The 24,234-nt window shown below is 37.2% G+C and carries 27 protein-coding genes; 17 read left to right on the top strand and 10 right to left on the bottom strand.

Annotated elements, in window-relative coordinates:
* Window positions 1-23: 23 nt before the first annotated feature.
* Window positions 24-1,391: an MATE family efflux transporter gene (locus JM81_RS17240; RefSeq protein ID WP_144805236.1), complete on the bottom strand. Its 1,368-nt coding sequence runs from the start codon at window positions 1,389-1,391 to the stop codon at window positions 24-26.
* Window positions 1,392-1,642: 251 nt separating this feature from the next.
* Here JM81_RS17240 and JM81_RS17235 point away from each other — a divergent pair, with 251 nt between their 5' ends.
* Window positions 1,643-2,059, top strand: coding sequence for a response regulator (locus JM81_RS17235; protein ID WP_144805234.1), 417 nt, complete (start codon window positions 1,643-1,645; stop codon window positions 2,057-2,059).
* Here JM81_RS17235 and mazG read toward each other — a convergent pair.
* Window positions 2,056-2,832, bottom strand: a complete 777-nt coding sequence (gene mazG, locus JM81_RS17230; protein ID WP_144805232.1) for a nucleoside triphosphate pyrophosphohydrolase — start codon at window positions 2,830-2,832, stop codon at window positions 2,056-2,058. The two genes, JM81_RS17235 and mazG, sit on opposite strands and share 4 nt — an antisense overlap.
* Window positions 2,833-2,990: 158 nt before the next feature.
* On the opposite strand from mazG, the gene JM81_RS17225 reads away from it, so the two are divergent.
* The 6 genes from JM81_RS17225 (at window position 2,991) to JM81_RS17200 (ending at window position 8,878) form a co-directional block, all read left to right on the top strand.
* On the top strand, window positions 2,991-3,824 hold the full coding sequence (locus tag JM81_RS17225; protein ID WP_144805230.1) for a sugar phosphate isomerase/epimerase family protein: 834 nt from the start codon (window positions 2,991-2,993) through the stop codon (window positions 3,822-3,824).
* Window positions 3,825-4,745, top strand: coding sequence for an SMP-30/gluconolactonase/LRE family protein (locus tag JM81_RS17220; RefSeq protein WP_144805228.1), 921 nt, complete (start codon window positions 3,825-3,827; stop codon window positions 4,743-4,745).
* A gap of 199 nt (window positions 4,746-4,944) precedes the next feature.
* Window positions 4,945-5,673 (top strand): MIP/aquaporin family protein, encoded by a 729-nt coding sequence (locus JM81_RS17215; RefSeq protein ID WP_144805225.1) that lies wholly within the window; start codon window positions 4,945-4,947, stop codon window positions 5,671-5,673.
* Window positions 5,674-5,683: 10 nt separating this feature from the next.
* A complete protein-coding gene (locus JM81_RS17210) occupies window positions 5,684-6,559 on the top strand; it encodes an alpha/beta hydrolase (RefSeq protein ID WP_144805223.1) in 876 nt (291 codons plus the stop codon).
* Window positions 6,560-6,580: 21 nt separating this feature from the next.
* Window positions 6,581-7,255, top strand: coding sequence for an SGNH/GDSL hydrolase family protein (locus JM81_RS17205; RefSeq protein WP_144805221.1), 675 nt, complete (start codon window positions 6,581-6,583; stop codon window positions 7,253-7,255).
* A gap of 9 nt (window positions 7,256-7,264) precedes the next feature.
* Window positions 7,265-8,878 (top strand): family 20 glycosylhydrolase, encoded by a 1,614-nt coding sequence (locus JM81_RS17200; RefSeq protein ID WP_144805219.1) that lies wholly within the window; start codon window positions 7,265-7,267, stop codon window positions 8,876-8,878.
* A 16-nt stretch (window positions 8,879-8,894) separates the two neighbouring features.
* On the opposite strand, the gene JM81_RS17195 is transcribed toward JM81_RS17200, so the two are convergent.
* From JM81_RS17195 to ruvX, 6 genes are all read right to left on the bottom strand, one after another.
* Entirely contained in the window at window positions 8,895-9,299 is a 405-nt protein-coding gene (locus JM81_RS17195; protein ID WP_144805217.1) for a response regulator, read from the bottom strand.
* A gap of 18 nt (window positions 9,300-9,317) precedes the next feature.
* Window positions 9,318-10,409 (bottom strand): ATP-binding protein, encoded by a 1,092-nt coding sequence (locus tag JM81_RS17190; RefSeq protein ID WP_144805215.1) that lies wholly within the window; start codon window positions 10,407-10,409, stop codon window positions 9,318-9,320.
* 196 nt (window positions 10,410-10,605) lie between these two features.
* Window positions 10,606-11,034, bottom strand: a complete 429-nt coding sequence (locus JM81_RS17185) for a DUF5606 domain-containing protein (RefSeq protein ID WP_089262156.1) — start codon at window positions 11,032-11,034, stop codon at window positions 10,606-10,608.
* 58 nt (window positions 11,035-11,092) lie between these two features.
* A complete protein-coding gene (def, locus tag JM81_RS17180) occupies window positions 11,093-11,683 on the bottom strand; it encodes a peptide deformylase (protein ID WP_144805213.1) in 591 nt (196 codons plus the stop codon).
* A 2-nt stretch (window positions 11,684-11,685) separates the two neighbouring features.
* Complete coding sequence (locus JM81_RS17175) at window positions 11,686-12,369, bottom strand: DUF1919 domain-containing protein (protein ID WP_144805211.1); 684 nt, start codon at window positions 12,367-12,369, stop codon at window positions 11,686-11,688.
* The gene (gene ruvX, locus JM81_RS17170; RefSeq protein WP_144805209.1) at window positions 12,366-12,782 is read right to left on the bottom strand and encodes a Holliday junction resolvase RuvX; all 417 of its coding nucleotides are present in this window, start codon (window positions 12,780-12,782) and stop codon (window positions 12,366-12,368) included. The genes JM81_RS17175 and ruvX overlap by 4 nt, the downstream gene beginning before the upstream one ends.
* 101 nt (window positions 12,783-12,883) lie before the next feature.
* Between ruvX and JM81_RS17165 the strand changes: the two genes are divergently transcribed.
* The gene (locus JM81_RS17165; protein ID WP_144805207.1) at window positions 12,884-13,699 is read left to right on the top strand and encodes a 2,3,4,5-tetrahydropyridine-2,6-dicarboxylate N-succinyltransferase; all 816 of its coding nucleotides are present in this window, start codon (window positions 12,884-12,886) and stop codon (window positions 13,697-13,699) included.
* A gap of 255 nt (window positions 13,700-13,954) precedes the next feature.
* Window positions 13,955-14,749 carry a glycosyltransferase family 2 protein gene (locus JM81_RS17160; protein ID WP_144805205.1) on the top strand — a complete coding sequence of 265 codons (795 nt, stop codon included), beginning with the start codon at window positions 13,955-13,957 and terminating at the stop codon, window positions 14,747-14,749.
* Here JM81_RS17160 and JM81_RS17155 read toward each other — a convergent pair.
* The gene (locus JM81_RS17155) at window positions 14,731-15,549 is read right to left on the bottom strand and encodes a glycosyltransferase family 2 protein (RefSeq protein WP_144805203.1); all 819 of its coding nucleotides are present in this window, start codon (window positions 15,547-15,549) and stop codon (window positions 14,731-14,733) included. The two genes, JM81_RS17160 and JM81_RS17155, sit on opposite strands and share 19 nt — an antisense overlap.
* A gap of 98 nt (window positions 15,550-15,647) precedes the next feature.
* On the opposite strand from JM81_RS17155, the gene JM81_RS17150 reads away from it, so the two are divergent.
* From JM81_RS17150 to JM81_RS17125, 6 genes are read left to right on the top strand one after another with little or no spacing between them, the layout of a single operon-like run.
* Window positions 15,648-16,478, top strand: coding sequence for a zinc-binding alcohol dehydrogenase (locus JM81_RS17150; protein WP_144805201.1), 831 nt, complete (start codon window positions 15,648-15,650; stop codon window positions 16,476-16,478).
* Window positions 16,479-16,491: 13 nt separating this feature from the next.
* Window positions 16,492-17,052 carry an L-threonylcarbamoyladenylate synthase gene (locus tag JM81_RS17145; protein WP_144805199.1) on the top strand — a complete coding sequence of 187 codons (561 nt, stop codon included), beginning with the start codon at window positions 16,492-16,494 and terminating at the stop codon, window positions 17,050-17,052.
* Window positions 17,053-17,056: 4 nt separating this feature from the next.
* On the top strand, window positions 17,057-18,481 hold the full coding sequence (locus JM81_RS17140) for a CCA tRNA nucleotidyltransferase (protein ID WP_144805197.1): 1,425 nt from the start codon (window positions 17,057-17,059) through the stop codon (window positions 18,479-18,481).
* 1 nt (window position 18,482) lies between these two features.
* Complete coding sequence (locus JM81_RS17135) at window positions 18,483-19,553, top strand: COX15/CtaA family protein (protein ID WP_144805195.1); 1,071 nt, start codon at window positions 18,483-18,485, stop codon at window positions 19,551-19,553.
* Window positions 19,543-20,040 carry an IS1096 element passenger TnpR family protein gene (locus tag JM81_RS17130; RefSeq protein ID WP_144805193.1) on the top strand — a complete coding sequence of 166 codons (498 nt, stop codon included), beginning with the start codon at window positions 19,543-19,545 and terminating at the stop codon, window positions 20,038-20,040. The genes JM81_RS17135 and JM81_RS17130 overlap by 11 nt, the downstream gene beginning before the upstream one ends.
* 60 nt (window positions 20,041-20,100) lie before the next feature.
* Window positions 20,101-21,159 (top strand): nucleoid-associated protein, encoded by a 1,059-nt coding sequence (locus JM81_RS17125; protein ID WP_089262180.1) that lies wholly within the window; start codon window positions 20,101-20,103, stop codon window positions 21,157-21,159.
* A gap of 80 nt (window positions 21,160-21,239) precedes the next feature.
* Here the strand turns inward: JM81_RS17125 and JM81_RS17120 are convergent, their stop codons facing one another.
* A complete protein-coding gene (locus tag JM81_RS17120) occupies window positions 21,240-22,322 on the bottom strand; it encodes a hypothetical protein (RefSeq protein ID WP_089262182.1) in 1,083 nt (360 codons plus the stop codon).
* A gap of 91 nt (window positions 22,323-22,413) precedes the next feature.
* On the opposite strand from JM81_RS17120, the gene JM81_RS17115 reads away from it, so the two are divergent.
* A complete protein-coding gene (locus JM81_RS17115) occupies window positions 22,414-23,316 on the top strand; it encodes an ABC transporter ATP-binding protein (RefSeq protein ID WP_144805191.1) in 903 nt (300 codons plus the stop codon).
* Window positions 23,317-23,326: 10 nt separating this feature from the next.
* Entirely contained in the window at window positions 23,327-24,160 is an 834-nt protein-coding gene (locus JM81_RS17110) for an ABC transporter permease (protein WP_144805189.1), read from the top strand.
* Window positions 24,161-24,234 lie beyond the last annotated feature (74 nt).

Below are 24,234 nucleotides of genomic sequence, written 5' to 3'. Positions count from 1 at the left end.
CATATATTGATGGCGCAAACGCTTTAACCAACAATTAATTTTTTTGTCAAATAATTAAATCGAAGATACAACATAATGGCCGATGCCGATAATCCTATAAGAAGCCCGATCCAAATACCCGTGCTTTTAAAAGGTGTGTAGAGCCCTAAATAAAAACTGACAGGAAAACCTATTAACCAATACGCTATAAAGGTTATAATTGTAGGTATGCGCACATCTTGCAATCCCCTTAAAGCTCCTAAAACAACGACTTGTATACCGTCTGAAATTTGAAAAAAGGCGGCTACAAGCAATAATTCAGCGGCCATTATCAACACCTCTGTATTATCTGCCATATTAGCTACATCGTTTACATCTAGGTAGAGCGCCGGAAACCAGTGTCTACCCAAGAGAAAGAGTGCGGCAAAAACAATTTCCAGAAGCAAGGTCAAAAAGAAAATGGATTGTGCAATTCGTCTTAACTCTTTAAAATTGCCCAAGCCTTTTTGATTGCCCACGCGAATCATGGCGGCTATGCCCAGCCCCATACCGAACATAAAGGTCATACTACTCAAATTCAGTGCAATTTGATTGGCCGCCTGAGCATTTTTTCCAAGCACCCCGCTCAGCCATATTGCTCCGGTAAATATGGCCACCTCAAAGAACATCTGCAATGATGAAGGAAAGCCTAAGGCTATAATTTTACGAATAACCTTTTGCTCAATTATTCTAAAATTGAATCCGGTAACATAATAATTGAATTTTTCCTTACTCTTTAAAATATACCAAATGTAAAGCACCATTAATATTCGTGAAACCAAGGTACCAATAGCCGCACCTATAATACCCATTTTAGGAAAACCAAAATTGCCAAAAATGAGGAGGTAATTTAAAACAATGTTGATGATGTTGGCCACAATGGTAGCATACATAGGATATTTGGTCTGTGACAAGCCTTCCGAAAATTGCTTGAACGCCTGAAAAACGATCAGAGGCACCAAAGAAAAGGCAACCAAATCCAAATAAGGCATGGCAAGTTCCACAACCACCTCGGGCTGCTTCATGGCGTACATTAACGGTTTGGCCACTATAATCAACCCAAATAGGGACAGCCCCAATATGGTGCACAACACCAAACCGTGCTTTAATGCATTCTTTGCATCTTGTTTGTTTTCGGCACCATCAGCTTCTGCAACCAAAGGTGTTATAGCCGTTGAAAAGCCTATTCCCAAAGACATGGCTATGAATACAAAACTATTGCCCAACGAAACTGCAGCAAGTTCTGCGGTACCTAATTGACCCACCATAATATTATCCGCTAGCTGTACAAAAGTGTGGCCCAACATCCCCAGTATTACGGGAACGGACAATTTAATATTATAGCTAAACTCTTTTGTATATGCTTTGAACAAAACTAAGGAACTAAATTTCGGACAAAGGTACTTCTAATTCCAAAACCTAGGGTAAAGCACCGAATCTTAATACTATTAATTTAAAAACCATTAATTGCATAAGTCAGATGTTGGTTAGAAATCCATTCCTTTACCGAAATTTTAGGATAAATGCGATGTAATTTTTTACGCAATTTTTCTACTTTACAGAACACTATTTTAGCATATAAAACGTTATTGTTGTAACCATTAACTAATTCCCCCAAAAAAAAATGATTGCACAACCATTGGTTTGGGTTATCGATGATGACGATATTTCAAAATTTGTCCTAAAACGTAACCTACAGGAAATAGGCATAAAAAAAACAATTGAATTTCCAGACTCAGTTGAACCTTTAGAGGTCTTGTCCAAACATAGACATTCTGAAGAAGTAATCCCGGATATTATTTTTCTAGACCTAAATATGCCGGTCTTAAATGGATTTCAATTTTTAGATGAGTTGAATTTTTTCCAAGAAGAATTGGCAAAGAAGATACATATTTTTATGTTGACCTCTTCTTTGAACAATAAGGATATGCTTCACGCCAAAACCTATTCCATGATTTCAGAATACTTTGTAAAACCTTTGAAATATGATTATTTGGTTAGAGCGATCGGAAAAGTAGCGGAACATCTTAAAGAGGTCTAGTCGTTCATTTTTGCTTGGTTCCAATAAACATCCATTTCCTGTAAGGTCATGTCCTTTAATGATTTTCCCAATTTGGCCGCTTGCGCCTCCAGAAATTGAAATCGTTTTGTGAATTTTTTATTGGTCCGTTCAAGAGCATTTTCAGGATTCACTCCTAAAAATCTAGCGTAATTGATCATTGAAAATAGCACATCACCAAATTCTGATTCTATTTTCTCACCATTACCAGTGGAGACTTCGGCTTGTAATTCACCTAACTCTTCCTGTACTTTGCTAAATACCTGTTCTGGCTTTTCCCAATCAAATCCTACACCGGCCACTTTATCTTGTATTCTATTGGCCTTTACAAGTGCAGGTAAACTTCTTGGAACTCCTTCCAGTACACTTTTTTTACCTTCCTTTAGCTTTATTTGCTCCCAATTTTGCTTCACTTCATCTGCGTTGGCAACCTTAACATCTCCATAAATATGAGGATGCCTATGAATTAATTTTTCGCATATGGCATTAGCTACATCGGCAATATCAAAATCACCGGTTTCAGAACCAATTTTAGCATAGAAAAAGATATGTAACAACACATCACCAAGTTCCATCTTTACTTCATTAAGATCTTCATCAAGAATAGCATCACCTAGCTCATAGGTTTCCTCTATTGTGAGGTGCCTTAAGGATTGCATGGTCTGTTTTTTGTCCCATGGACACTCTGCCCTGAGCTCGTCCATAATGGTCAATAACCTGTCCAATGCCTGTAATTGATCTTTCCTACTGTTCATACCGTGGATTTTTGCAAAAATACGTATACCAATGGTTACCCGCTATAATCCTATGCAGATTTCGTACATTTAGAATGTAGGAGAACAACATTGTAACTTATTATTTGGTTGAATGCATTGTAGCTCCTTAGCTAATTAACAATCATTAAAATAAAACAATGACCACTCGTAGAAAATTCATAAGACAAACGGGCTTATTTGGGGCCGCAACATTTCTTATGCCGCAGATCAGTTGTGCTTCTAGTATATCCACTGGTTATGGTGTACAACTTTATTCATTTAGGGAGAGCATGCTCTCAAATCCAAAAAAGACATTGGAGACCATAGCTAAATTAGGTTTTAAGGAAATTGAAAGTGCTGGATCAAGCAAAGGATATTATTATGGATTGTCCCCCAAGGGGATGGCGCAAACCTGTAATGATTTAGGCATGAAATTAACAAGCGGACATATAAGATTAGATGCTGATTTTGAACGCACTATGGAAGATGCGGTGGCTTCTGGTCAACGATATTTAATTTGTTCCTCCATGCCTACAGATGGGCAAACTGTGGATAATTATAAAAAAGTGGCGGAACAATTCAATAAGGCGGGAGAAGCCTGTAAGAAAGTAGGTTTAAAATTCGGTTACCATAACCATGAATATGAATTTGAATCGCACAACAATGTTGTCCTTTACGATGTTTTAATGGACCATACGCAAGCGGACCTGGTTTATATGGAGCTTGACTTGGGATGGGTCGTGGTGGCCGGTAAAAATCCGATTAACTATTTTAAAAAATATCCGGGAAGATTTCCATTATGGCATCTAAAGGACATGGATATGGACAAAAAGGAAAGTACAGAATTTGGTAAAGGAATACTTGATATACCTTTAATGTTAACAAACAGGGAGCTTTCTGGAGTAGAGCATATTTATGTAGAACAGGAAGAGTATGCCAATAACCCGGAGAAAAGTATGAAGCATAATATGAATTTTTTAAACACCATATAAATGGTACACTTTAAAATTACCCTAAAATCGATTTTTATCATATTATTGGTCGTAAACTTTTGTTCCTGTACATCGCAATCCACTGGTATTATTGCAGAAGGGGCAGAACTAAGCCAAATAGCCAATACCTTTAGTTTCACGGAAGGCCCTGCCGCCAATGAGGAGGGAGATGTTTTTTTTACAGATCAGCCAAACGATCAAATTTTAAAATGGAGTGCATCAAAAAACACCATTGAAGTTTTTAAAAAACCCTCTGGAAGGGCAAACGGTCTATATGTTGACCATAAAGGCAATCTATTGGCAGCTGCGGATGAACATAATGAGCTTTGGCAGATTGGCATGAATGGTAATATTGACACATTGATCACACAATTTGAAGGTAAGAAATTAAATGGCCCCAATGATTTATGGGTAGATCTAAAGGGTGGCATTTATTTTACCGATCCTTATTATCAAAGACCATATTGGGATCGCACTACTCCGGACATCAAGGAAAAACGAGTGTACTATGTAGCTCCAAATAGAAAAGATATAACTATAGCCGCCGAAGGTTTTGTTCAACCAAATGGAATTATAGGCACAGCAGATGGCAAGACATTATATATAGCGGATATAGGTGCAAAAAAAACCTATTCATTTACAATAAATGATAATGGAGATCTTACCAACAAGACCTTTTTTACCGAAATGGGTTCCGATGGAATGACCATAGACCACAAGGGCAATGTGTACCTAACAGGTGATGGCGTTACAGTATTCAACAAAGACGGTAAACAAATTGCACATATTCCCGTAAATGAAGAATGGACAGCAAATGTAACTTTTGGCGGCAAAAATCAAGAGACACTTTTTATTACGGCCAAAGGCGCTGTTTATACGTTGCAGATGAACGTTCATGGAGTTAGATATCCAATGGACTGATTTAAAAATCAGTTTCAAGAAATTTTATTTGTAATTCTGCTTCTAACACTAAATATGGGCGATGTGATAATTTAATTTTTCTTAAATATTTATCCAAGAAAAAGATATTTCCGCTAAAATTGACAATAATGCAACAAACAGTTTTAAATATTAGTTATTCCTTCTTTTTTTCTATCTTAATCCACTAAATATTTAAAGCATGAACATTTATATTTTTGAAATCATTGGTACAGCAATGTTAATTTTAATTGGTAACGGTATAGTTGCCAATTTGGTATTAAAAGGAACCAAAGGAGGGGATTCCGGTTGGGTGGGTATATCCCTTGCGTGGGGTATAGCTGTATTTATAGGTGTTTTTATATCTGCTGATATTAGTGGTGCACACCTAAATCCGGCAGTAAGCATAGGGCTTGCCACAGCCGGTAAATTTTCATGGAATTTAGTGCCGGGATATATTGTAGCGCAAATCATTGGTGCCATGATCGGTAACCTTTTGGTTTGGTTGACCTATAAAAAGCAGTATGAAGCAACAGAGGATGAAAATGCAATATTGGCCACTTTTTCTACGGCACCAGCGATCAGAAGTCCGTTCTGGAATCTGGTTACGGAAATTATAGGTGCATTTGCCTTGGTATTTGGGGTTTTCTATATAGCAGGCGGTACCGTAGGTGATAATGCCGTATCGTTGGGTTCTTTGGACGCTTTGCCGGTAGCCCTTTTGGTAATGGGTATTGGCTTTGGACTTGGCGGTCCTACGGGATATGCCATTAATCCTGCACGTGATCTTGGGCCACGTCTAATGCACGCACTACTTCCTATAAAACACAAAGGAAAAAGTGATTGGGGCTATGCTTGGGTACCTGTTGTAGGGCCAATAATTGGTGGTGTTTTAGCAGCCCTACTTTATATGTTGATCGAGACTATTTAAACTAACAGCTATGAAAACAATATCTATATTTACCTGTTTATTACTTTACATGAATAGCATTGCCCAAGAAATTATTGAACTGCCCTATTCCACAGACTCCCAAGTTACATGGCATACGGAGGAAAAAGAATTTTATTCAGAAATATGGCAAACCCAAGTGGTGACGAACGTATCCGTTCCCCGTTTAGAGATATATAAGGCCAATAACCCAAATGGTACGAGCATCATAGTAGCCCCTGGCGGAGGACTTTACGGACTTAGTATAGAAAGTGAAGGCAGGGAAGTTGCAAAATGGTTAAATGATAGGGGTATTACGGCATTTGTCCTTAAGTATAGATTGGTACCCACAGGTGTAGATGGCATCAAGGAAATTAGTGATGAATCTGTCAGCAATCCTGCTAAAATTGGGGAGCGTGTTAAACCAGTCTTGCCCTTGTCCATTACAGACGGGCTTGCGGCCGTAAATTATGTTAGGACCAACGCCAAAGAGCTTGGGCTAGACCCCAATAAAATTGGCTTTATGGGATTTTCCGCCGGTGGTGCGGTGACCATGGGCGTTACACTAAACTACACCATCGCAGATAGACCGGATTTTATAGTTCCCGTCTATCCTTGGATGACCGTGCTAGGAGATTTTGAAGTTCCGGAAGATGCGCCAGCCATGTTGGTAATCTGTGCATCGGACGACCCCTTACAATTGGCAAAACCAAGTGCGGCATTGTATATGGCATGGTTGGAAAACAACAAAACCGCAGGATTGCACATGTATTCTAAAGGAGGGCATGGCTTTGGAATGAAAAAACAGGATTTGGCCTCAGATGATTGGATTGCCCAATTTTATTCATGGGCACTTACAGAGGGGTTTACCACGGTAAGTGCAAATTAACAAAAAACCGATATAAGATTTATGTATAGAACACCCTTTAAACTACTACATCTTTTAGCCTTTTGCATACTGTGCGGCACTTTTGGCACACAGGCACAATTAGAAAACGGTTTTAAGGATGAAGTAGCCCAGATCAATAAAAAATATGACTCTATTTGGGATTCACAAAGAGAGACCATTGTTTTCACAGGTAGTTCCAGTGTGCGTTTATGGAAAGGTCTGGAAGAGCGTTTTGCCGACCATCAAATTCTGAATACAGGATTTGGGGGCTCCCAATCATCTGACCTACTCTATTTTTTGGACACTTTGGTATTAAAATATAGCCCTAAAAAGGTATTTATTTATGAAGGCGACAATGATTTATGGGCCAAAAAAAGACCAAATCAAGTTATTGATACGACCGAAGAAATCATCCGTCGAATAAAAGCGCACAATCCTGGTACTAAGATTATATTGATAGCTGCAAAGCCCAGCATTAGTAGATGGAAGATACGTGGGAAATATAAACGGTTAAACAGAAAAATGGAACGGTTATCCGGCAAGGACACCAATTTATTTTTTGTAGACGTGTGGAACCCTATGTTGGAGAACAAAAAACTAAGAACCGATATTTTTATCGAAGATGGGCTACATATGAATCAAAAAGGATATGACATATGGTATAATGCCATGATAAACTTAGTCGAGAACCAATAATTAGAAATAATGATCAAAACCTTTAGCATAAGAAGTATTTGCTTTCTTGCAATTACTTTGGTATGTATTGCCTGTACTGAAAAAAAGAAAGCACGTATACCAATGCCCACGACGGATTTATCCGTCAACAGCTTAATTCCCAAGCCATTAAAGACAATACCAACAAACTCCGCCTTTGCCCTTGACCAATTTACGGCAATCTACACGTCAACAAATGCTGCAGGATTTGAAGAGGTAGGAAAGTTCTTGTCCCAAAAATTGAACGACCATACCAAGTTGACCATTCCTGTTAATACCAAAGGCAACAATACGGTTGAAAGAATTATTTATATTAATCAATCTGATAGTTTGGAACTGGCTGCACCAGAAGCCTACCAATTATACATCAATCAAGATTCCATTATTATCAATGCCAACAATTCTGAAGGTGCCTTTAGGGGAATACAGACCCTGCGCCAATTAATTCCAATACAAAGCAATGACACCTTGGCACCACAACAGGTTTGGCCGGTACCTTCCGGTAAAATTTATGATAATCCCAATTTTGCATATAGAGGATCAATGCTTGATGTAGCTAGACATTTTTTTAGTGTAGAAGATGTTAAAAAATACATTGACCTATTGGCCTATTACAAGATCAATGTACTTCATTTACATTTGAGCGATGACCAAGGATGGAGAATAGAAATAAAATCTTGGCCCAAACTTACAGAAATTGGTGGGCAAACCGAGGTTGGTGGTGAATCTGGTGGATTCTACACCCAAGAAGAATATAAAGAGATCGTTGCGTATGCGGCAGAACGTTATATGACCATTGTACCTGAGATCGATATGCCTGGCCACACCAATGCAGCTTCTGTAGCCTATCCCTTTTTAAACGGAAACGGGAAGACCCCAAAACCATATGAAGGTACCCGAGTAGGCTTTAGTACGTTTGATACTAGAAAAGATACCGTGTATGCCTTTATAGATGATGTGGTTAGGGAAATTGCCGCAATTACGCCCGGACCCTATTTTCATGTTGGGGGAGATGAAAGCCATGTTACCAAAAAGAACGATTACATTTATTTCATCAATAAAGTAGAGAAAATTGTTCAAAAGCATGGAAAGAGAATGATTGGTTGGGACGAAGTTGCCATAGCCAATGTAGATGAAACATCCATTTCACAATGGTGGGCCAGTGAAGAAAATGCTAAAAAAGCGGTAGAAAAAGGGATGAAGGTAATAGTATCGCCTGCCAAAAAAGCCTATTTGGATATGCAATATGATACCCTATCCAAATTTGGACTGCACTGGGCAGCATATATACCTGTGGATACGGCCTATACCTGGTCCCCTGAGGAATATGGAATTCCCCGGGAAAATATCCTAGGGGTGGAAGCTCCATTATGGTCAGAGACTATCAGTACAATTGATGAGCTGGAATATTTAGCTTTTCCAAGGATAATAGGGTACTCTGAACTTAGCTGGAGCATACCCGATAACAGAAATTGGGAAGATTACAAAGTCCGTCTTGCAGAACAGGCACCATTTCTTGACCGTATGGATGTTAAGTACTACCGTTCTCCTCTCATTGATTGGAAAAAGAGCGATTATACTTACGAAACCATAATAAAAGATTAATAGTTTAAAGCCTCGATTATAACGAGGCTTTTTTTGTCCTATTGATTTTTTTAGCCTGAATATCCTTTAGTATAATATTCAATGCATTGAAATCTATAGGTTTTTCCATATAGTTCATTACATTATCATAAGTTGCTGCCATGATCCTATCTTCCGGTCTTCCAGAAGAGGTGGTAATGATTATGGGTACGTTGGGACAAAGGTTTTCACGTTCTTTCGCTTCCAAAAAGTCCCACCCGTCCAATACAGGCATATTCACATCAAGTAGTATGATATCGGGGCACATATTAGACCGTAAAAAATCCAAGCCTTCTTGACCGTTAAGGGCCACGCTAATATTTTTGAACCCAAATTTTTCCAATGTGGATTTAGAAATGAAATTGGTAATTTCATCGTCTTCGATTATTAATATTTTTATCATTTTTATATATATTCTAATTTATAATTGTATTCTAAATTCCGTTCCTTTATTCTTTTTACTGCTAACCTCTATCTTACCGCCGTTTTCACTAACGATGGAATTCATGATATAAAGTCCTATGCCCAACCCCTCTACATGGGTATGCATTCTTTTAAACAATAGAAATATTTTGTCCGCCAGACTTTGGTCAAAGCCCAGGCCGTTGTCCTTAAAGGTTAAAATGGTTTTTCCGTTTACTTTTTTAGTTGAGATACGAATACTTAATTTTCTATTGTGATGGCGGTACTTTAAAGCATTGGACATCAAATTTTGTAGTATACTCTCTAATTGTACCGGATTATATTCTATGCTAGGGCAGCTTGAAAAGTCTTCCTTTATAATAGTTCTTCCTTCAATAATATCTTGAGAATGGCTTAACTTGATTTTACCGATCACATCTGCAAAAACCATTTCTTCTGTATACTCGCTAAAATTCGATTTTATACTGATGACCTGGTTCAACGCTCTAATCTTGTCGCACATAACTTTTGTAACGACCTGCATTTTCTCAACTACAGGATAAATTTCAGTCGAACCCGGATCGGCCGTCAAGACCATTTCCAGCAAGCTTTTTAAATTGGTAAGCGGAGCTCTAAGATCATGGGCGGCAACATAGGAAAAGTCCTTTAATTCCTGATTTTTACGTTGTAAATTTTGATTGACCTCCTTTAAGGAAGTTTGGGTACTTTTTAATTTGGCAATGGTTTCCACTAAACTGGTGACATCTAAGGTAGACACCCCTAAATATTCACCTATTTTAAAGGCCCTTACCATAAACTTAAATTCAACGTTGGCACCTTTGAACAATAGTTCGTCAAAACCAATTGGCACGCCGGTCTTTATAACATTTTTGTAAGCATCATAGCGTTTGGTACCTTCCAGATAGGGAAAAATATCCAATAGATTTTTACCGATAAAATTTTCTTTGTTGATCCCCAAGGTTTTGACACCTGCATGGTTTACGCCCACAAAATTCATATCACCATCCAAAATCACAAAAGGTGAATGGGCGTTTTCAAAAAAAGCGCTTTTTATATCGTTATTAATTTCGTCTATACTATTCTTGACCATTTTTCCAAGTACTAAATTGAACACTAATTTATAGTGCTAAGGTCTAGAGTATTACGTTGAATCTTTTGTGTTTTAGGTTATTTGCAAGGAAACTATCGGGGAATTGCCGTTAACTGTCGTTGAAACAGTTTTATCGATAAACAAAAAAGCCTCGATTTATTAAAATCAAGGCTTTTTAAATTCTATTAGTGTATTGTTATTCTTCTTCAGAAGCTGCTTCCTTATCTTTCTCTTCGCTTGTAAAGTCCGTTATATCGTTATCAACCAGTATATTGTACCACTGTATTATTTTTTTGATATCACTTACATATACACGATCCTCATCATAATTAGGCAACACCTCAAAAAAGTATTCCTCTAATTTTATTTTCTCATCTTTATGGCCTACTGCAGTCTTACCCCCATTTTCTTTGGTCTGTATCTTTTGAAAAACCTCTCTTAAAGGTACTTCTTCCTCAAGGGTATAGATAGCTATTTCAGAAAGTACACTTACACTGCTACGTAGGCTTACCGTAACCCTCTTACCATCTAATAATGATTCCGCTACAAATCCTGTCCTGGTTTGTGTTATCAATTTATATAAACCTGGTTTTCCAGCAACGGACAATATTTTCTCTAAACCCATAGTATATTTTAAATTTAAGTCGACAAAGATTATACTTTTCTATTAATTACAAAGAGAATTAACGTCCTTTTTTTAAAGCTGGAAATTTCATTCTATAATCTACTATAATCTTCCCCTTGGATATGTTTGTCAACCTGCCCTTTAACATTCTTTTCTTCAATGCAGATAATTTATCCGTAAAGAGAATACCTTCTATATGATCATACTCATGTTGTATAACCCTGGCCAAAAGACCATCAAAGGTTTTTGTATGCTGCTTGAAATTTTCATCTAAATAGGTTACCTGTATGGTACCTTTTCTATTTACATCCTCCCTAACATCCGGTATACTAAGGCAACCTTCGTTAAACGCCCATTCATCACCTGTTTCTTCGGTTATCTTTGCATTGATGAACACTTGTTTAAAATCCTTTAATTGTAGTTGCTCATCCTTTGTAAGGTCCTCATCATCTGAAAAAGGTGTGGTATCAACAAGGAATAAACGAATGGGAAGTCCAATTTGTGGCGCTGCAAGTCCTACTCCGCTAGCATTGTACATTGTTTCCCACATATTGGAAATCAACTCGTTTAATTTTGGATATTCCTTATCAATATCCGTAGCAACTTTTCTCAATACGGGATCACCGTATGCAATAATGGGTAAAATCATATTTACGCTTTAAATCTTGTTCTAATTACAGTTTTATCATTTAACCAACGAACCATATCAAAATACAAAAAACTTAGTTTGAATCTTTTTTTGCCGTTGGGTGCACTCCCTTTTTTCTTCAAAGGGTCTTTTATAAATTTTATATGCCGACGGTTGCATAAACCATCAATACGTTCAAATGAAAAAGACAATTTGTTCTTAAAATCCATTTCGTGAAACTCCTTAATGTCATTAGAAGTCACGTTACGCCGATCACATATGGTGTAAAAATAATTATCCTTGGACACTTTTAACATTCGTTGCTTTCTTCTCTCCCATTTTTCACGCGCCTCATTTTCATTGTCATAATGTTGAAAATGTATTTCAACATCGCCAAGTAAGCCTATAGGGTGGTTGTTATAAGCATCTGGATATTTAGAAATTTCAATAAACCTTAATTGCTTATGTATATATTCATCAAAATTACGCAGCAATTTCATGTAACAAGGGCCGTATAGAAATAGTCCAACAAAAGGAGTATTATAAGGTTTTCCCAACCATTGATATGCTTGTCCTCCCCAGCAATTTCTAGAAATCAATACAAAATCCGTGTTCCTTAATCTGTCCCGATCATTTTTTTGATAAAAGGAAGAGAATTTTTTGCGGAATTTTCGCTTTATGAATATTTCCAATCGTTGCAACATCATATACCACTTTTTCCTAAATACGATTGTAAAATTATGGTTGCGCTGATTTCATCTATCAATGCCTTGTTTTTCCGTTGCTTCTTCTTTAGTCCGCCGTCAATCATGGTCTGGAAGGCCATTTTAGAGGTAAACCGCTCATCATGACGTTCTATGTCTATGGTAGGAAAAGTTGTTTTAAGCTTTTCTACAAAAGGTTGAATGTACATTTCAGATTCTGATGCGGAATTATCCATTTGTTTAGGCTCCCCTACTACGATCAATGAAACGTGTTCCTTCTTAAAATAATCGGTCAAAAAGGAAAAAATGTTGGAAGTCTCTACAGTAGTAAGACCAAATGCGATCATCCGCATTTCATCAGTTACCGCCAAGCCAATTCGCTTAGTTCCATAGTCAATTGCAAGAATCCTTCCCAAACTTAATTTTTGGCAAAAATAAAGGATAATTTGTTATATGTGCTTTTGCGAATGGTGAATTCATCTTCTTCAACTTATATTTGATAAAATTTTTGAAGAAAATGACAGAACTGAGAGCACATATTGAAAAAGCTTGGGATAACAGAGACCTATTAAAAGAGGCCGCTACCCAAGAACAAATTAGAAAAGTAATTAATTTATTGGATGCAGGCGAGCTTAGATGTGCCGAACCAACAACCGATGGATGGCAGATTAACGAATGGGTCAAGAAGGCAGTGGTCATGTATTTTCCAATACAAAAAATGGAGACTTTGGAAGCCGGTATTTTTGAATACCATGATAAAATGCCATTGAAAAGAGGCTATGCCGAAAAAGGTATTCGTGTGGTGCCCAATGCCGTGGCAAGACATGGATCATATATTTCCGCAGGTACTATTTTAATGCCAAGTTATGTCAATATTGGTGCCTATGTAGATGAGGGCACTATGGTAGATACTTGGGCCACCGTTGGTAGTTGCGCACAAATAGGCAAAAATGTTCATTTAAGTGGTGGTGTTGGTATTGGTGGGGTTCTGGAACCATTACAGGCTGCTCCGGTAATCATTGAGGACAATGCCTTTATAGGTTCTAGGTGCATTGTCGTTGAAGGCGTACGTGTGGAAAAAGAGGCCGTATTGGGTGCAAATGTAGTATTGACCGCTTCTACAAAGATTATTGATGTAACCGGTGAAACACCCGTGGAAAGAAAAGGGTTGGTACCTGCACGCTCTGTAGTTATTCCTGGAAGCTATACCAAAAAATTTCCGGCAGGAGAGTTTAATGTTCCCTGCGCGTTGATTATTGGAAAAAGAAAGGAAAGCACCAACAAAAAAACTTCACTTAATGATGCGTTGAGAGAATATGATGTTGCTGTTTAAATAATTAACAACTATATATCACCTCTCCAATTACCTGATTACCAACGGATAATTGGAGAGGTTTGTTTTTTACGCCATTTTGTTTGAAAATAAACGCAACCATTTAAAAAAAATGCCTCTAGATTATATGTAGGAACAAGCAAACACTATATAGGGAATTTGTAAGAATTTTAGTCGTTTACACAATTTTTTAATTCCTTTTTTGTTATAACTTTGTTCACTCCGGTTTGAGTAAACCTACCAATTTGGAAATTTATGGTTACCGCAAAAGAAAAACTTACAGCATTGATCATCACTTATAATGAAATGGGATACATTGAAAAATGTATAGAATCCGTTTCATTTGCAGATGAAATCATTGTTGTGGATTCTTTTAGTACGGATGGCACATATGAATTTTTAAAAAACCATCCAAAAGTAGAGGTAATACAGAACCCGTTTGAAAATTTCACAGCACAAAAATCATTTACTTTAAAACAGGCAACCAATGATTGGGTACTGTTTTTAGATGCAGATGAAATAGTGACCAGTGCATTGCAGCAGGAAATATTGACCACTATTTCCAGTAAAACGGAAATTTCCGCTTTTTGGTTCTACAGACAGTTCATGTTCAAAAATGAAAAGTTGAACTATAGCGGTTGGCAGACCGATAAGAATTATCGTCTTTTTAGAAAAAGCAAGGTGAAATTTTCCGACTGTAAAATAGTTCATGAAACATTGGATGTGAATGGCACATCTGGTATTCTCAAGGAAAAATTAGTGCACTATTGCTATAAAAATTACGAGGATTACAAAGGCAAAATGCTTAAATATGGTCGCTTAAAGGCCATTGAGTCTTTTTACAAGGAAAAGCAATACAATTATGTAAAAATGGTATTGAAGACCGGATGGAAATTCTTTAACCACTACATTTTACGCTTAGGAGTCCTAGATGGCAAAAAGGGGTTTATCATTTGCTATCTTAATGCTTTGGGCGTACTTGAACGTTACAAGGAACTAAAGCGATTGGAACAAAAGAATGAATTGGCCTATTACTTGGTAATGCCGTAGAACGTCCACACCCGTTTCTCTTTCTTGGTAGTATTACGTATTCCTACGTTTTTTGCGATAGACTCTGGGGTTTTATATCCTCTTTTATGGTCTAGGTGCACACAAACTGCACTATAACGAAGTTGTTTGGATTTAATACCAAAATTAAAGAGACGTTCCCCCAACTCCCTATCTTGACCACCGTATTGCATACGCTCATCAAAGCCATTGACGTTTACAATATCCTTTTTCCACCCAGATGAATTATGCCCGTTCCAACTTGCATTGGTAGGCGTTATCCAGTTTAATATTTTGGAAATAAACCCCTGGGCGGTCAGTTTATTGTTTTTAAATGTTTGGGGTATACCTTTTTCCTTGAGCCATTGTATATTGAAACAACGTTGCTTTTCAATATCCTCTAGAGTGATAAGTTTTGAAATATTCATGGGAAGCATGTAATATCCCCCAGATATAAAATATCCTGGTTCCTTGTTGATATAATGAACCTGCACAAAATCTTCCCTAGGGATACAATCCCCATCGGTCATGATAATGTAATCCGCGGTACACGCGGTAACCGCCTTGTTTAAAATTCTTGATTTTTGGAAACCATCATCTTTTTGCCACACATGAACAATAGGGTAATGCACCTTTTTGGACATTTCCGCGATGAGATTTTTTGTAGCCGGCCCGGAACCATCATCGGCAATAACGACCTCAAAATTTTTAAAGATCTGTTGTTCAAAGCCCCATAACACCTTTTTCAACCACTCTTCGGCATTATAGGTACTAACAATGATACTAATTTTAGGAATCTCCATGCTACTTGTAAATTACGGCAAAAATATAAAAGTCTTATCTATCTTTGATGCAGAAAAGACGGTCTAATTTTTAAAAGGACAAATTACAGCATTGTAAAATGAAGTTAAAAGAAATACCTGTATCAATTTACACCTCTGCCAAACTTTTAGCTATTTCCCCTTCTAGGATGAACAAGAAGGAAAAAGACCCTGTTCCCGTAATTGTTTCTTTGACTTCAATACCATCTAGATTAGGCACGCTCCATTTAACTATAAGGAGCCTACTAAATCAGAATATAAGACCTAAAAAAATAGTGTTATGGTTGCACCAGTCCTTGAAAATGGAGATTCCCAAACGACTATCACACTTAGAATCGGATATATTTGAAATAAAATATTCACATTTAACCTGCTCTCATCGTAAGTTAATCCATAGTCTGGAACATTATCCCAATGAAACCATTGTTACGTGCGATGATGATATGATGTATAGAGATAATTGGTTACAGTTGTTATATAAAGAACACCGGCTACATCCTAATACCATCATTGCAAACCAGACCAGATATATTACCTATAATGAAGAGGGACATGTACTACCTTATAAAAATTGGGTATATCCAAAACACAATTCTATCAATAGCACTGCAGTAATACCAATTGGAGCCGAGGGCGTACTATACCCTCCAAAAAGCCTTTCCGAGCAAGTAATGAATACAAGTCTATTTTTAAAACTTGCACCTAAGGCAGACGACCTGTGGTTCAAGGTAATGGCCGTACTTAATGAAACGCAAGCCAAATTGGCCGAAAATAGGACAAAAGCTCCCATACCTATTATTGGGTCACAAAAACAATCGCTTAAAAAATTAAATATTGGCGAGGATAAAAACAGGGTACAATGGCTGGCACTGACCCAGCATTTCAATATAGAACCAGAAATATTTCTTTAATCTACAATTTACAATGACAGAGGAAATCAACAAATGCATAGAAGTTTTGGAAAACGGTGGACTTATCCTTTACCCAACTGATACCGTTTGGGGTATTGGTTGTGATGCTACCAATGCAGAAGCCGTAAAGAAAGTATATGCCTTAAAAGTACGTGATGACAGTAAGGCATTAATATGTTTGGTAGCCAATGATGCCATGTTGGAAAAACATGTTGAAAAAGTTCCTGAACTTGCCTATGATATTATTGATTTGGCCACCAAACCGACAACTATTATTTATGATAGACCGCGTGGGGTTGCCAAAAACCTCATTGCACCGGACAATACATTGGCCATACGCGTTGCAACGGATAAATTCTGCCAATATCTTATTGGGAAATTTAAAAGACCTATCGTATCTACCTCGGCCAATATTTCGGGTCATCCCACACCAAAAAGTTTCCAAAATATAGAGGAAGCCATTTTAAAAGGTGTGGACTATGTGGTAAATTTGCATAGAGAGAAACAGAATAGTTCCTCATCATCGATCATTAGATTATCTAATGATAATACCGTGAAGATTATTCGAGAATAAAGACATGCAAGAGAGCTATATAGATGCTTTAAAAAATCCTATTTTTCAAACTATATCCCAAGCCGCAGAGGAACTTGCGGTAGATTGCTATGTTATTGGTGGTTTTGTCAGGGATTACTTTTTAGACAGGGACATGCCAAAAGATATTGATGTCGTGGCCATTGGTAGCGGTATTAAACTTGCTGAAAAAGTAGCTTCAAAACTGAACGGCAATCCACAGGTCTCCGTGTTCAAAAATTTTGGAACGGCCATGATAAAAAGTGAGGGCATTGAACTGGAGTTTGTTGGGGCCAGAAAAGAAAGCTATCAACGAGATAGCAGAAAGCCAATAGTAGAGGATGGTACTTTGCAGGACGATCAAAAAAGGCGCGACTTTACCATAAACGCATTGGCCCTCTCTTTAAACAAAGGTAATTATGGTTTCCTTGTCGATCCATTTAACGGAATGGAGGATTTAGGGAACAAGATCATAAAAACGCCTTTAGCACCTGGCATAACCTATTCTGATGACCCGTTGCGCATGATGAGGGCCATAAGGTTTGCCACACAATTAAATTTTCAGATTGCCTTGCCCTCATTACAGGCGATCACTGAACATAAGGAACGAATTAAAATAGTATCCAATGAACGTATATTGGACGAGCTCCATAAAATCATGCTTTGCCCAAAACCTTCGGTAGGATTGTCACTGTTACATGAAACAGGGCTGTTACCCTATATTTTGCCTGAACTAACGGCATTACAGGGTATAGAAGAAATTGAGGGTCAAAAGCACAAAGATAATTTTTGGCACACATTAGAGGTCGTCGATAATATAGCTCAGGCCACGGATAATCTATGGTTACGATGGGCCGCCCTATTGCATGACATAGGAAAGGCACCAACCAAAAGGTTCCATAAAAAAATTGGTTGGACATTTCACGGGCATGAGTATGTGGGTTCCAAAATGGTTTACAAATTATTTAAGCGCCTAAGGATGCCCTTGAACGATAAAATGAAATTTGTTCAAAAAATGGTCCTGATGAGCTCAAGACCAATTGTACTATCAGAAGATTATGTTACGGATTCTGCCGTGCGCAGGCTTATTTTTGATGCCGGTGAACATGTAGAGGATTTAATGACACTATGCGAGGCGGATATAACCACCAAGAACCCAAAAAAACAACGTAAATACAGACAAAATTTCAAGGTCGTACGCCAAAAAATAGAAGAAGTAGAAGCTAGAGATCACGTAAGAAATTTTCAGCCACCAATAAGTGGGGAAGAAATCATGGCAACTTTTTCCTTAAAACCCTCAAAGGAAATTGGCATCATCAAGGAAGCAATCAAAGAAGCTATTTTGGAAGGAGAAATTTTAAATGAATATGAAGCGGCCAAAAAGTTTATGTATCTTAAGGGTAAAGAATTAGGACTAGAAATTTCAAAGTAGTATGGTCATTACGTTTAGAAGAATTGCAAAGATATCTTTAATCTTAGTTTATCTAGTAATTGTGGCCGGTGCGGTCGTTAGAATGACCGGTAGCGGCATGGGTTGTCCAGATTGGCCAAAATGTTTTGGTTTTTATATACCGCCCACAGAAGTTGAGGAATTACAATGGAAACCAAATAAAACCTTTGAAAAAGGTCAGGTAATCATTTGGCGCGAAACTTTACAGGTTGCGAAAGAATCCTTTACTACACAAAAAACGTTCAATCCAAACCATTGGGAATTGTATACCAAACATGATTATGCAGAATTTAATCCTTGGCATACTTGGATAGAATATATAAATAGATTGATAGGAGCGGTTGCAGGCCTGGCCACATTAATTTTGGCCTTAGCATCCGTAAAATATTGGAAAAAGAAAAAACGTATTCCAATATTTGCTTGGTTGGTTGTCTTTGGTATGGCCTTTCAAGCATGGTTGGGTGCTACGGTGGTATACTCCGTTCTAGAACCGGTGAAGATTACGGTACATATGTTTATGGCCTTGGTGATTGTAGCTTTGTTACTCTATATTATATATTTGGCCAATACCGAAAACAAGCATATTTACTACGATAACAACACCCTATATCTTTGCTTGTTTGCATTGGGCATTACCCTTGTTCAAATTATAATGGGTACGCAAGTAAGACAATTTATTGATGAGCAAATAGATATTTTTGGGTATGATGCCAAAAGTTCCTGGTTAAAGAATCCGGAACTTTTATTTTACATACACCGATCTTTTTCCATTTTGGTAATCGCCACCAATATATATTTGGCCTATAGGATTACTAAATTGAACTTGGGCCATATTAAAATATACTGGGTACTTTTCTTGTTATGCGTTGAGGTCCTTACCGGTATGGCAATGAATTATCTTAATTTTCCGGTTACCAGTCAGCCGCTTCATCTGGTCATTGCGTCCATTCTCTTTGGGGTGCAGTTTTACATTGTTTTAGATGCATTGATGCCTAGAAAAACTCCAAAACTTCGTAACTTTGCCCTCCCACAAAAAAGACGGTATGATTTATAAAATTCGTATAATTTTAGATGCTGATGACGATATTTTCCGAGATTTGGAAATAGAATCGCATAATTCATTAGAAGATTTTCATAATGCCATTACACAGGCGTTTGGATTTCTGGGCAATGAAATGGCTTCTTTTTATACCTGTGACGAAGAATGGAGACAAGACGAGGAAATAGCACTTTTTGACATGAGCGAATCTGGATCTAATGTAAGGTTGATGAACGAAACCTTTTTAGAGGATATCATTACAGAAAAGAGTCCAAAATTAATCTATGTCTATGATTTTATGAACATGTGGACATTTTTTGTTGAATTGGCCGATATTGAAGAAAAAGAAGATGGTAGGGCCTATCCCAATGTATTGTTTTCCTTTGGCGAATTGCCCGAAACACCACCAGAAAAAAAGTTTGAGGCAGATGAAAGTGCCTTTGATTTTGATGATACCTTCGATAGTTATGACGACCTTGATTTCGATGAAAATTGGAACTAGGAACATGTACAACTTTCACAAGTTTTAAAAGCAGAACAACCCTTTAAACAAATACATTATATGATCAACTTATATGCAACCCAAATTGAAAGTATTTCTATTCATAGAGTTGGTAATAAAAATAAAAATGAGGGCATTTTCTTATCTGAGGAGCCTTTTAGACTTAATGATGAAACCACTGGTTTATTAAAGGAATATTTCTTTAAGCCTTTTCGTGAAAAGGAAGAAAACTATTATAAACTGGCCAATGAGGTAGATGTGGAGTTCAATGAGCTTCATAAGATTTCAAGTGCAATTTTTGCCGATCCTTCAACCGCGCACATAAATTCCAAAAAAATAGCCTCCTTACTTTTTGAACAATCCAACCACCCCCATATCAAGAGCGGAGAGGTTTATGTAGCTTATCTTACCGGTTTGCTTTTGGACAACAAAAAGGTAGATGCTTTGGGTATTTTCAAAAGTGAGCTTAAACATGATTTTATTCAGTTTGAGGAAAAAGATTCCAATTTGGATATCATTATACAACAAGGCATCAATATCAATAAATTGGATAAGGGTTGCTTAATTTTTAATGTCGATAAAGAAGAAGGTTATAAAGTATTGTCAGTAGACAGTAACAAATACGATACCAAATATTGGATAGAGAACTTTTTGGGTGTAGACCCCTTGGCCGATGACAATTTCAAGACCAAAAACTACCTTAAGTTCTGCCAAAATTTTGCCAAGGATGTGGTACTTCCCGCAGAAGACAAACAACAAGAAGTGTTGTTCATGAACCGTGCGGTTAACCATTTTGCAAAAAATGATTCTTTTGAAGAATCCTCATTCTTGAACGAAGTCATGGAAAATCCGGAACTGATTCCGGAATTCAAACACTATAAAACGGAAAAAGGTCCTAAATACAGTATAGAGGATGTTTCTAATTTTGACATTGCCAACAAAGCAGTATCAGATGCCCGTAAAAAAATTAAGAATGTCATTAATTTAGATACCAATATTCAAATTAAATTGGATTTTATCAATCCTGAATCTGCAGAGAAATTCGTGGAAAAAGGATGGGATGAAGAAAGACAAATGTATTATTATTTGGTGTATTTCAACAAAGAACAGAAAAGTTAAATTGGTGCCTTTACTCAAATAAAGACCGCTATACAATAATATATTGAATAGCGGTCTTTATTGTTTTTTAGAATTTAAGGTCAAATCTTGATGTTGTTCTCCATTATCTGTTTTAAACTAACATCCTCATAATTTCTTCTCACAAAATTGAGTGCCAAATCCAATACTTCGCCCATAGTGGTACAATTCTTAAAATCCATATCCATGGTCAGTTCCTCTATCTGATCTCGCAACATCTTAATATTTTGATCGGTAGATATTACATCTGTTTTACATATGGCCCTAAGTTTCTTTATTCTGTTCCCGGAACTTAAGATACGTTTGGCCACCATGGAACGTTCTTCCAGTTTATATTGATCTACGGAATCCCGCGTTAATTTGTTCCTGACCAACTCTACCATTTTATAGTTCTCCTTAAAGAACTGTGGTCTATATATTTTTAGCTTTCCTTCAAAGCATTGTTGATCAAAGTCTATTGCCCGTATTTTGTATACTACATGATCAAAATCATGGGTTGGTACAATAACGTAATTGTATGACCGCATGTCTCCCAACAGCCTTATCATGCACCGTTCGTTAAATTTTACGAACTCCTTGGCCAATTGGGCCTTTTCTGGCTCTGTACATTTGGGTAACATTGTTTTTATAAACTCATCTCCGGGAATGCCTGCAATATGTTCCTCTATCAATGTATCCTTATATACTAAAAAGTTAAGGTTATAGGGAGATAGCATATGTTCTAGCTCCAACCCATAGATACGGGAAGCATCTGTCTTTTTAATATAGAAATAGGTGAAATTGTCGTTCAAAATATTCCTGATTTTTATCCGGAACGGTTTAGAATTACCAAAAGTGCAAAAATCGACTGCATCTACATTGAGGTATTGATTAATATTATTACTACCATCGGAATGTAAAATGGAATACACTTTTTTAAGGGAATCATCTATTTCCTTTCTATCATATTCAGAATAATATACCCTGATCCATAATGTATCCTCGTCCTCATTGTCATATACTACTACAGATCCGGAAAAACGAAGCAGGTCTTCGTAAAAGATAGGAATTTCCGTTTTTCTGCTATAATGTTCCAAATAGCCATCCAGGGCCTCACTAACGGGATATGCCGGTTTCTTTTTAGACATTAAACGTTCTTCTGACATACTATTGATATAAATTACTAAGGTATAACTTGTAACAAAGTTAGGCTTTCTTCGTCAACTAGGTATATCAATCAAAAAACATCAACCTATTTTGAATTCTATACTGACCGTACACAACCTCACCAAAAAATTTGGGTCGCTTACAGCCGTTAAAGATTTATCGTTCACCATTGAGAAAGGTAACGTTTATGGTATTCTAGGCCCTAACGGTAGCGGAAAATCCACCACATTGGGCATTGTTTTAAATGTAGTGAACAGAACCAGTGGTGAATTTGCCTGGTTCAATGGCGCATTGTCAACACACAATGCCCTGAAAAAAGTAGGTGCCATTATAGAACGACCCAACTTTTATCCCTACATGACCGCGGTACAGAACCTTAGACTGGTATGTAAAATAAAGGAAGTAAAAGAAGACAAAATCGAGGAGAAATTAGATCTGGTTGGCCTTTTGGACAGGAAAGACAGTAAGTTCAAAACTTTTTCCTTAGGAATGAAGCAACGTTTGGCCATAGCCTCTGCCCTACTTAATGACCCGGAGATACTAATATTGGACGAACCTACCAACGGTTTGGACCCACAGGGTATTCATCAAATTAGGGAAATTATAAAAACCATAGCCGCCCAAGGCACTACCATACTCTTAGCCTCCCATCTATTGGACGAAGTAGAAAAAGTTTGCAGTCATGTTATCATACTAAGAAAGGGTGTAAAATTATATTCTGGTAGGGTGGACAGTCTTCAGGCCAGTTTTGGCTTCTTTGAATTAAAGACGACCAACATGGACGCATTAACCGCATATTTAGAATCCAATTCTAATTTTGGGGAGGTTAAACACTCCAGCGGATTGATAACAGCATTTCTAACCGCAGAGTTGGATGCACAGACATTGAACAAATTACTATTTGAAAACGGCATTGTGGTATCTCACCTTGTCAAGAGAAAAGAAAGTTTGGAAGAGCAATTTTTACAATTAACCAAAAATGCAACCGCCTAAAACACAACCAATGATACGTTTACTACAAATAGAATTTATAAAATTATGGAACAACAGGGCCAGCAAGGTACTGATCATTTCCTATTTTGCCCTATTGACTTCCATTGCGCTGTTTGCGGCCATAAAATTTGATATAGGTCCAGTACAGTTTCATTTGGCGGACCAAGGTATTTTCAACTTTCCCTATATATGGCATTTCAATACCTTCATAACCGCTTTTTTTAAATTGTTTTTAGCAATTGTTATTGTGAGTATGATGTCTAACGAATACAGCAATAAGACCATAAAACAGAATTTGATAGACGGCTTGTCCAAAAAAGAATTTATCCTGTCCAAATTTTTGACCGTAATTTCATTTTCACTGATATCCACAATATTCGTATTTGTAGTATCCTTAATATTGGGCTTGGTATATAGTGATTACAATGAGTTCGTAATCATAGTTACAGATTTAAAATTTCTTCCCATTTTCTTCATTAAACTCATGGGCTTTTTCTCATTCTGCCTCTTCTTGGGCATTTTGGTAAAGCGTTCCGCGTTTGCCTTGGGCTTCTTGATTTTATGGCAAGTTTTTGAAGGTATTTTTAGGGGAATTCTACGTTGGAAATTTTTTGACGAAGAAACCACGGATATCATTATGAATTTCTTTCCGTTACAATCAATGTTCAATCTTATAAAAGAGCCGTTCTCCAGATTGGGTGCTGTACAATCCGTAGCCAACCAAATAGGTACCGAGGTTGCCCTGAATTATAACACCTACTGGTATGAAGTACTCATTGTACTGGCATGGACGGCATTGTTTGTGTATTTATCCTATGCCCTACTTAAAAAACGTGACCTTTAATTTCAGTTCCTACATCGACCTTAAGACTTATTTAAACAGAATTGTAAAGACATAATTTTCTTTTTATAGTATAT

It is taken from the genome of Maribacter sp. MAR_2009_72, assembly GCF_007827235.1.
Lineage (GTDB): Bacteria > Bacteroidota > Bacteroidia > Flavobacteriales > Flavobacteriaceae > Maribacter > Maribacter sedimenticola.
The sequence above is the reverse complement of the archived record's forward strand: the minus strand, read 5'-3'. Positions and strand labels throughout refer to the sequence as shown.

Coding starts and splice junctions, on each gene's coding strand:
- JM81_RS17235 (WP_144805234.1), top strand. CDS start 1,643: ATGATTGCACAACCATTGGTTTGGGTTATCGATGATGACGATATTTCA.
- mazG (WP_144805232.1), bottom strand. CDS start 2,832: ATGAACAGTAGGAAAGATCAATTACAGGCATTGGACAGGTTATTGACC.
- JM81_RS17225 (WP_144805230.1), top strand. CDS start 2,991: ATGACCACTCGTAGAAAATTCATAAGACAAACGGGCTTATTTGGGGCC.
- JM81_RS17220 (WP_144805228.1), top strand. CDS start 3,825: ATGGTACACTTTAAAATTACCCTAAAATCGATTTTTATCATATTATTG.
- JM81_RS17215 (WP_144805225.1), top strand. CDS start 4,945: ATGAACATTTATATTTTTGAAATCATTGGTACAGCAATGTTAATTTTA.
- JM81_RS17210 (WP_144805223.1), top strand. CDS start 5,684: ATGAAAACAATATCTATATTTACCTGTTTATTACTTTACATGAATAGC.
- JM81_RS17205 (WP_144805221.1), top strand. CDS start 6,581: ATGTATAGAACACCCTTTAAACTACTACATCTTTTAGCCTTTTGCATA.
- JM81_RS17200 (WP_144805219.1), top strand. CDS start 7,265: ATGATCAAAACCTTTAGCATAAGAAGTATTTGCTTTCTTGCAATTACT.
- JM81_RS17195 (WP_144805217.1), bottom strand. CDS start 9,299: ATGATAAAAATATTAATAATCGAAGACGATGAAATTACCAATTTCATT.
- JM81_RS17190 (WP_144805215.1), bottom strand. CDS start 10,409: ATGGTCAAGAATAGTATAGACGAAATTAATAACGATATAAAAAGCGCT.
- JM81_RS17185 (WP_089262156.1), bottom strand. CDS start 11,034: ATGGGTTTAGAGAAAATATTGTCCGTTGCTGGAAAACCAGGTTTATAT.
- def (WP_144805213.1), bottom strand. CDS start 11,683: ATGATTTTACCCATTATTGCATACGGTGATCCCGTATTGAGAAAAGTT.
- JM81_RS17175 (WP_144805211.1), bottom strand. CDS start 12,369: ATGATGTTGCAACGATTGGAAATATTCATAAAGCGAAAATTCCGCAAA.
- JM81_RS17165 (WP_144805207.1), top strand. CDS start 12,884: ATGACAGAACTGAGAGCACATATTGAAAAAGCTTGGGATAACAGAGAC.
- JM81_RS17160 (WP_144805205.1), top strand. CDS start 13,955: ATGGTTACCGCAAAAGAAAAACTTACAGCATTGATCATCACTTATAAT.
- JM81_RS17155 (WP_144805203.1), bottom strand. CDS start 15,549: ATGGAGATTCCTAAAATTAGTATCATTGTTAGTACCTATAATGCCGAA.
- JM81_RS17150 (WP_144805201.1), top strand. CDS start 15,648: ATGAAGTTAAAAGAAATACCTGTATCAATTTACACCTCTGCCAAACTT.
- JM81_RS17145 (WP_144805199.1), top strand. CDS start 16,492: ATGACAGAGGAAATCAACAAATGCATAGAAGTTTTGGAAAACGGTGGA.
- JM81_RS17140 (WP_144805197.1), top strand. CDS start 17,057: ATGCAAGAGAGCTATATAGATGCTTTAAAAAATCCTATTTTTCAAACT.
- JM81_RS17135 (WP_144805195.1), top strand. CDS start 18,483: ATGGTCATTACGTTTAGAAGAATTGCAAAGATATCTTTAATCTTAGTT.
- JM81_RS17130 (WP_144805193.1), top strand. CDS start 19,543: ATGATTTATAAAATTCGTATAATTTTAGATGCTGATGACGATATTTTC.
- JM81_RS17125 (WP_089262180.1), top strand. CDS start 20,101: ATGATCAACTTATATGCAACCCAAATTGAAAGTATTTCTATTCATAGA.
- JM81_RS17120 (WP_089262182.1), bottom strand. CDS start 22,322: ATGTCAGAAGAACGTTTAATGTCTAAAAAGAAACCGGCATATCCCGTT.
- JM81_RS17110 (WP_144805189.1), top strand. CDS start 23,327: ATGATACGTTTACTACAAATAGAATTTATAAAATTATGGAACAACAGG.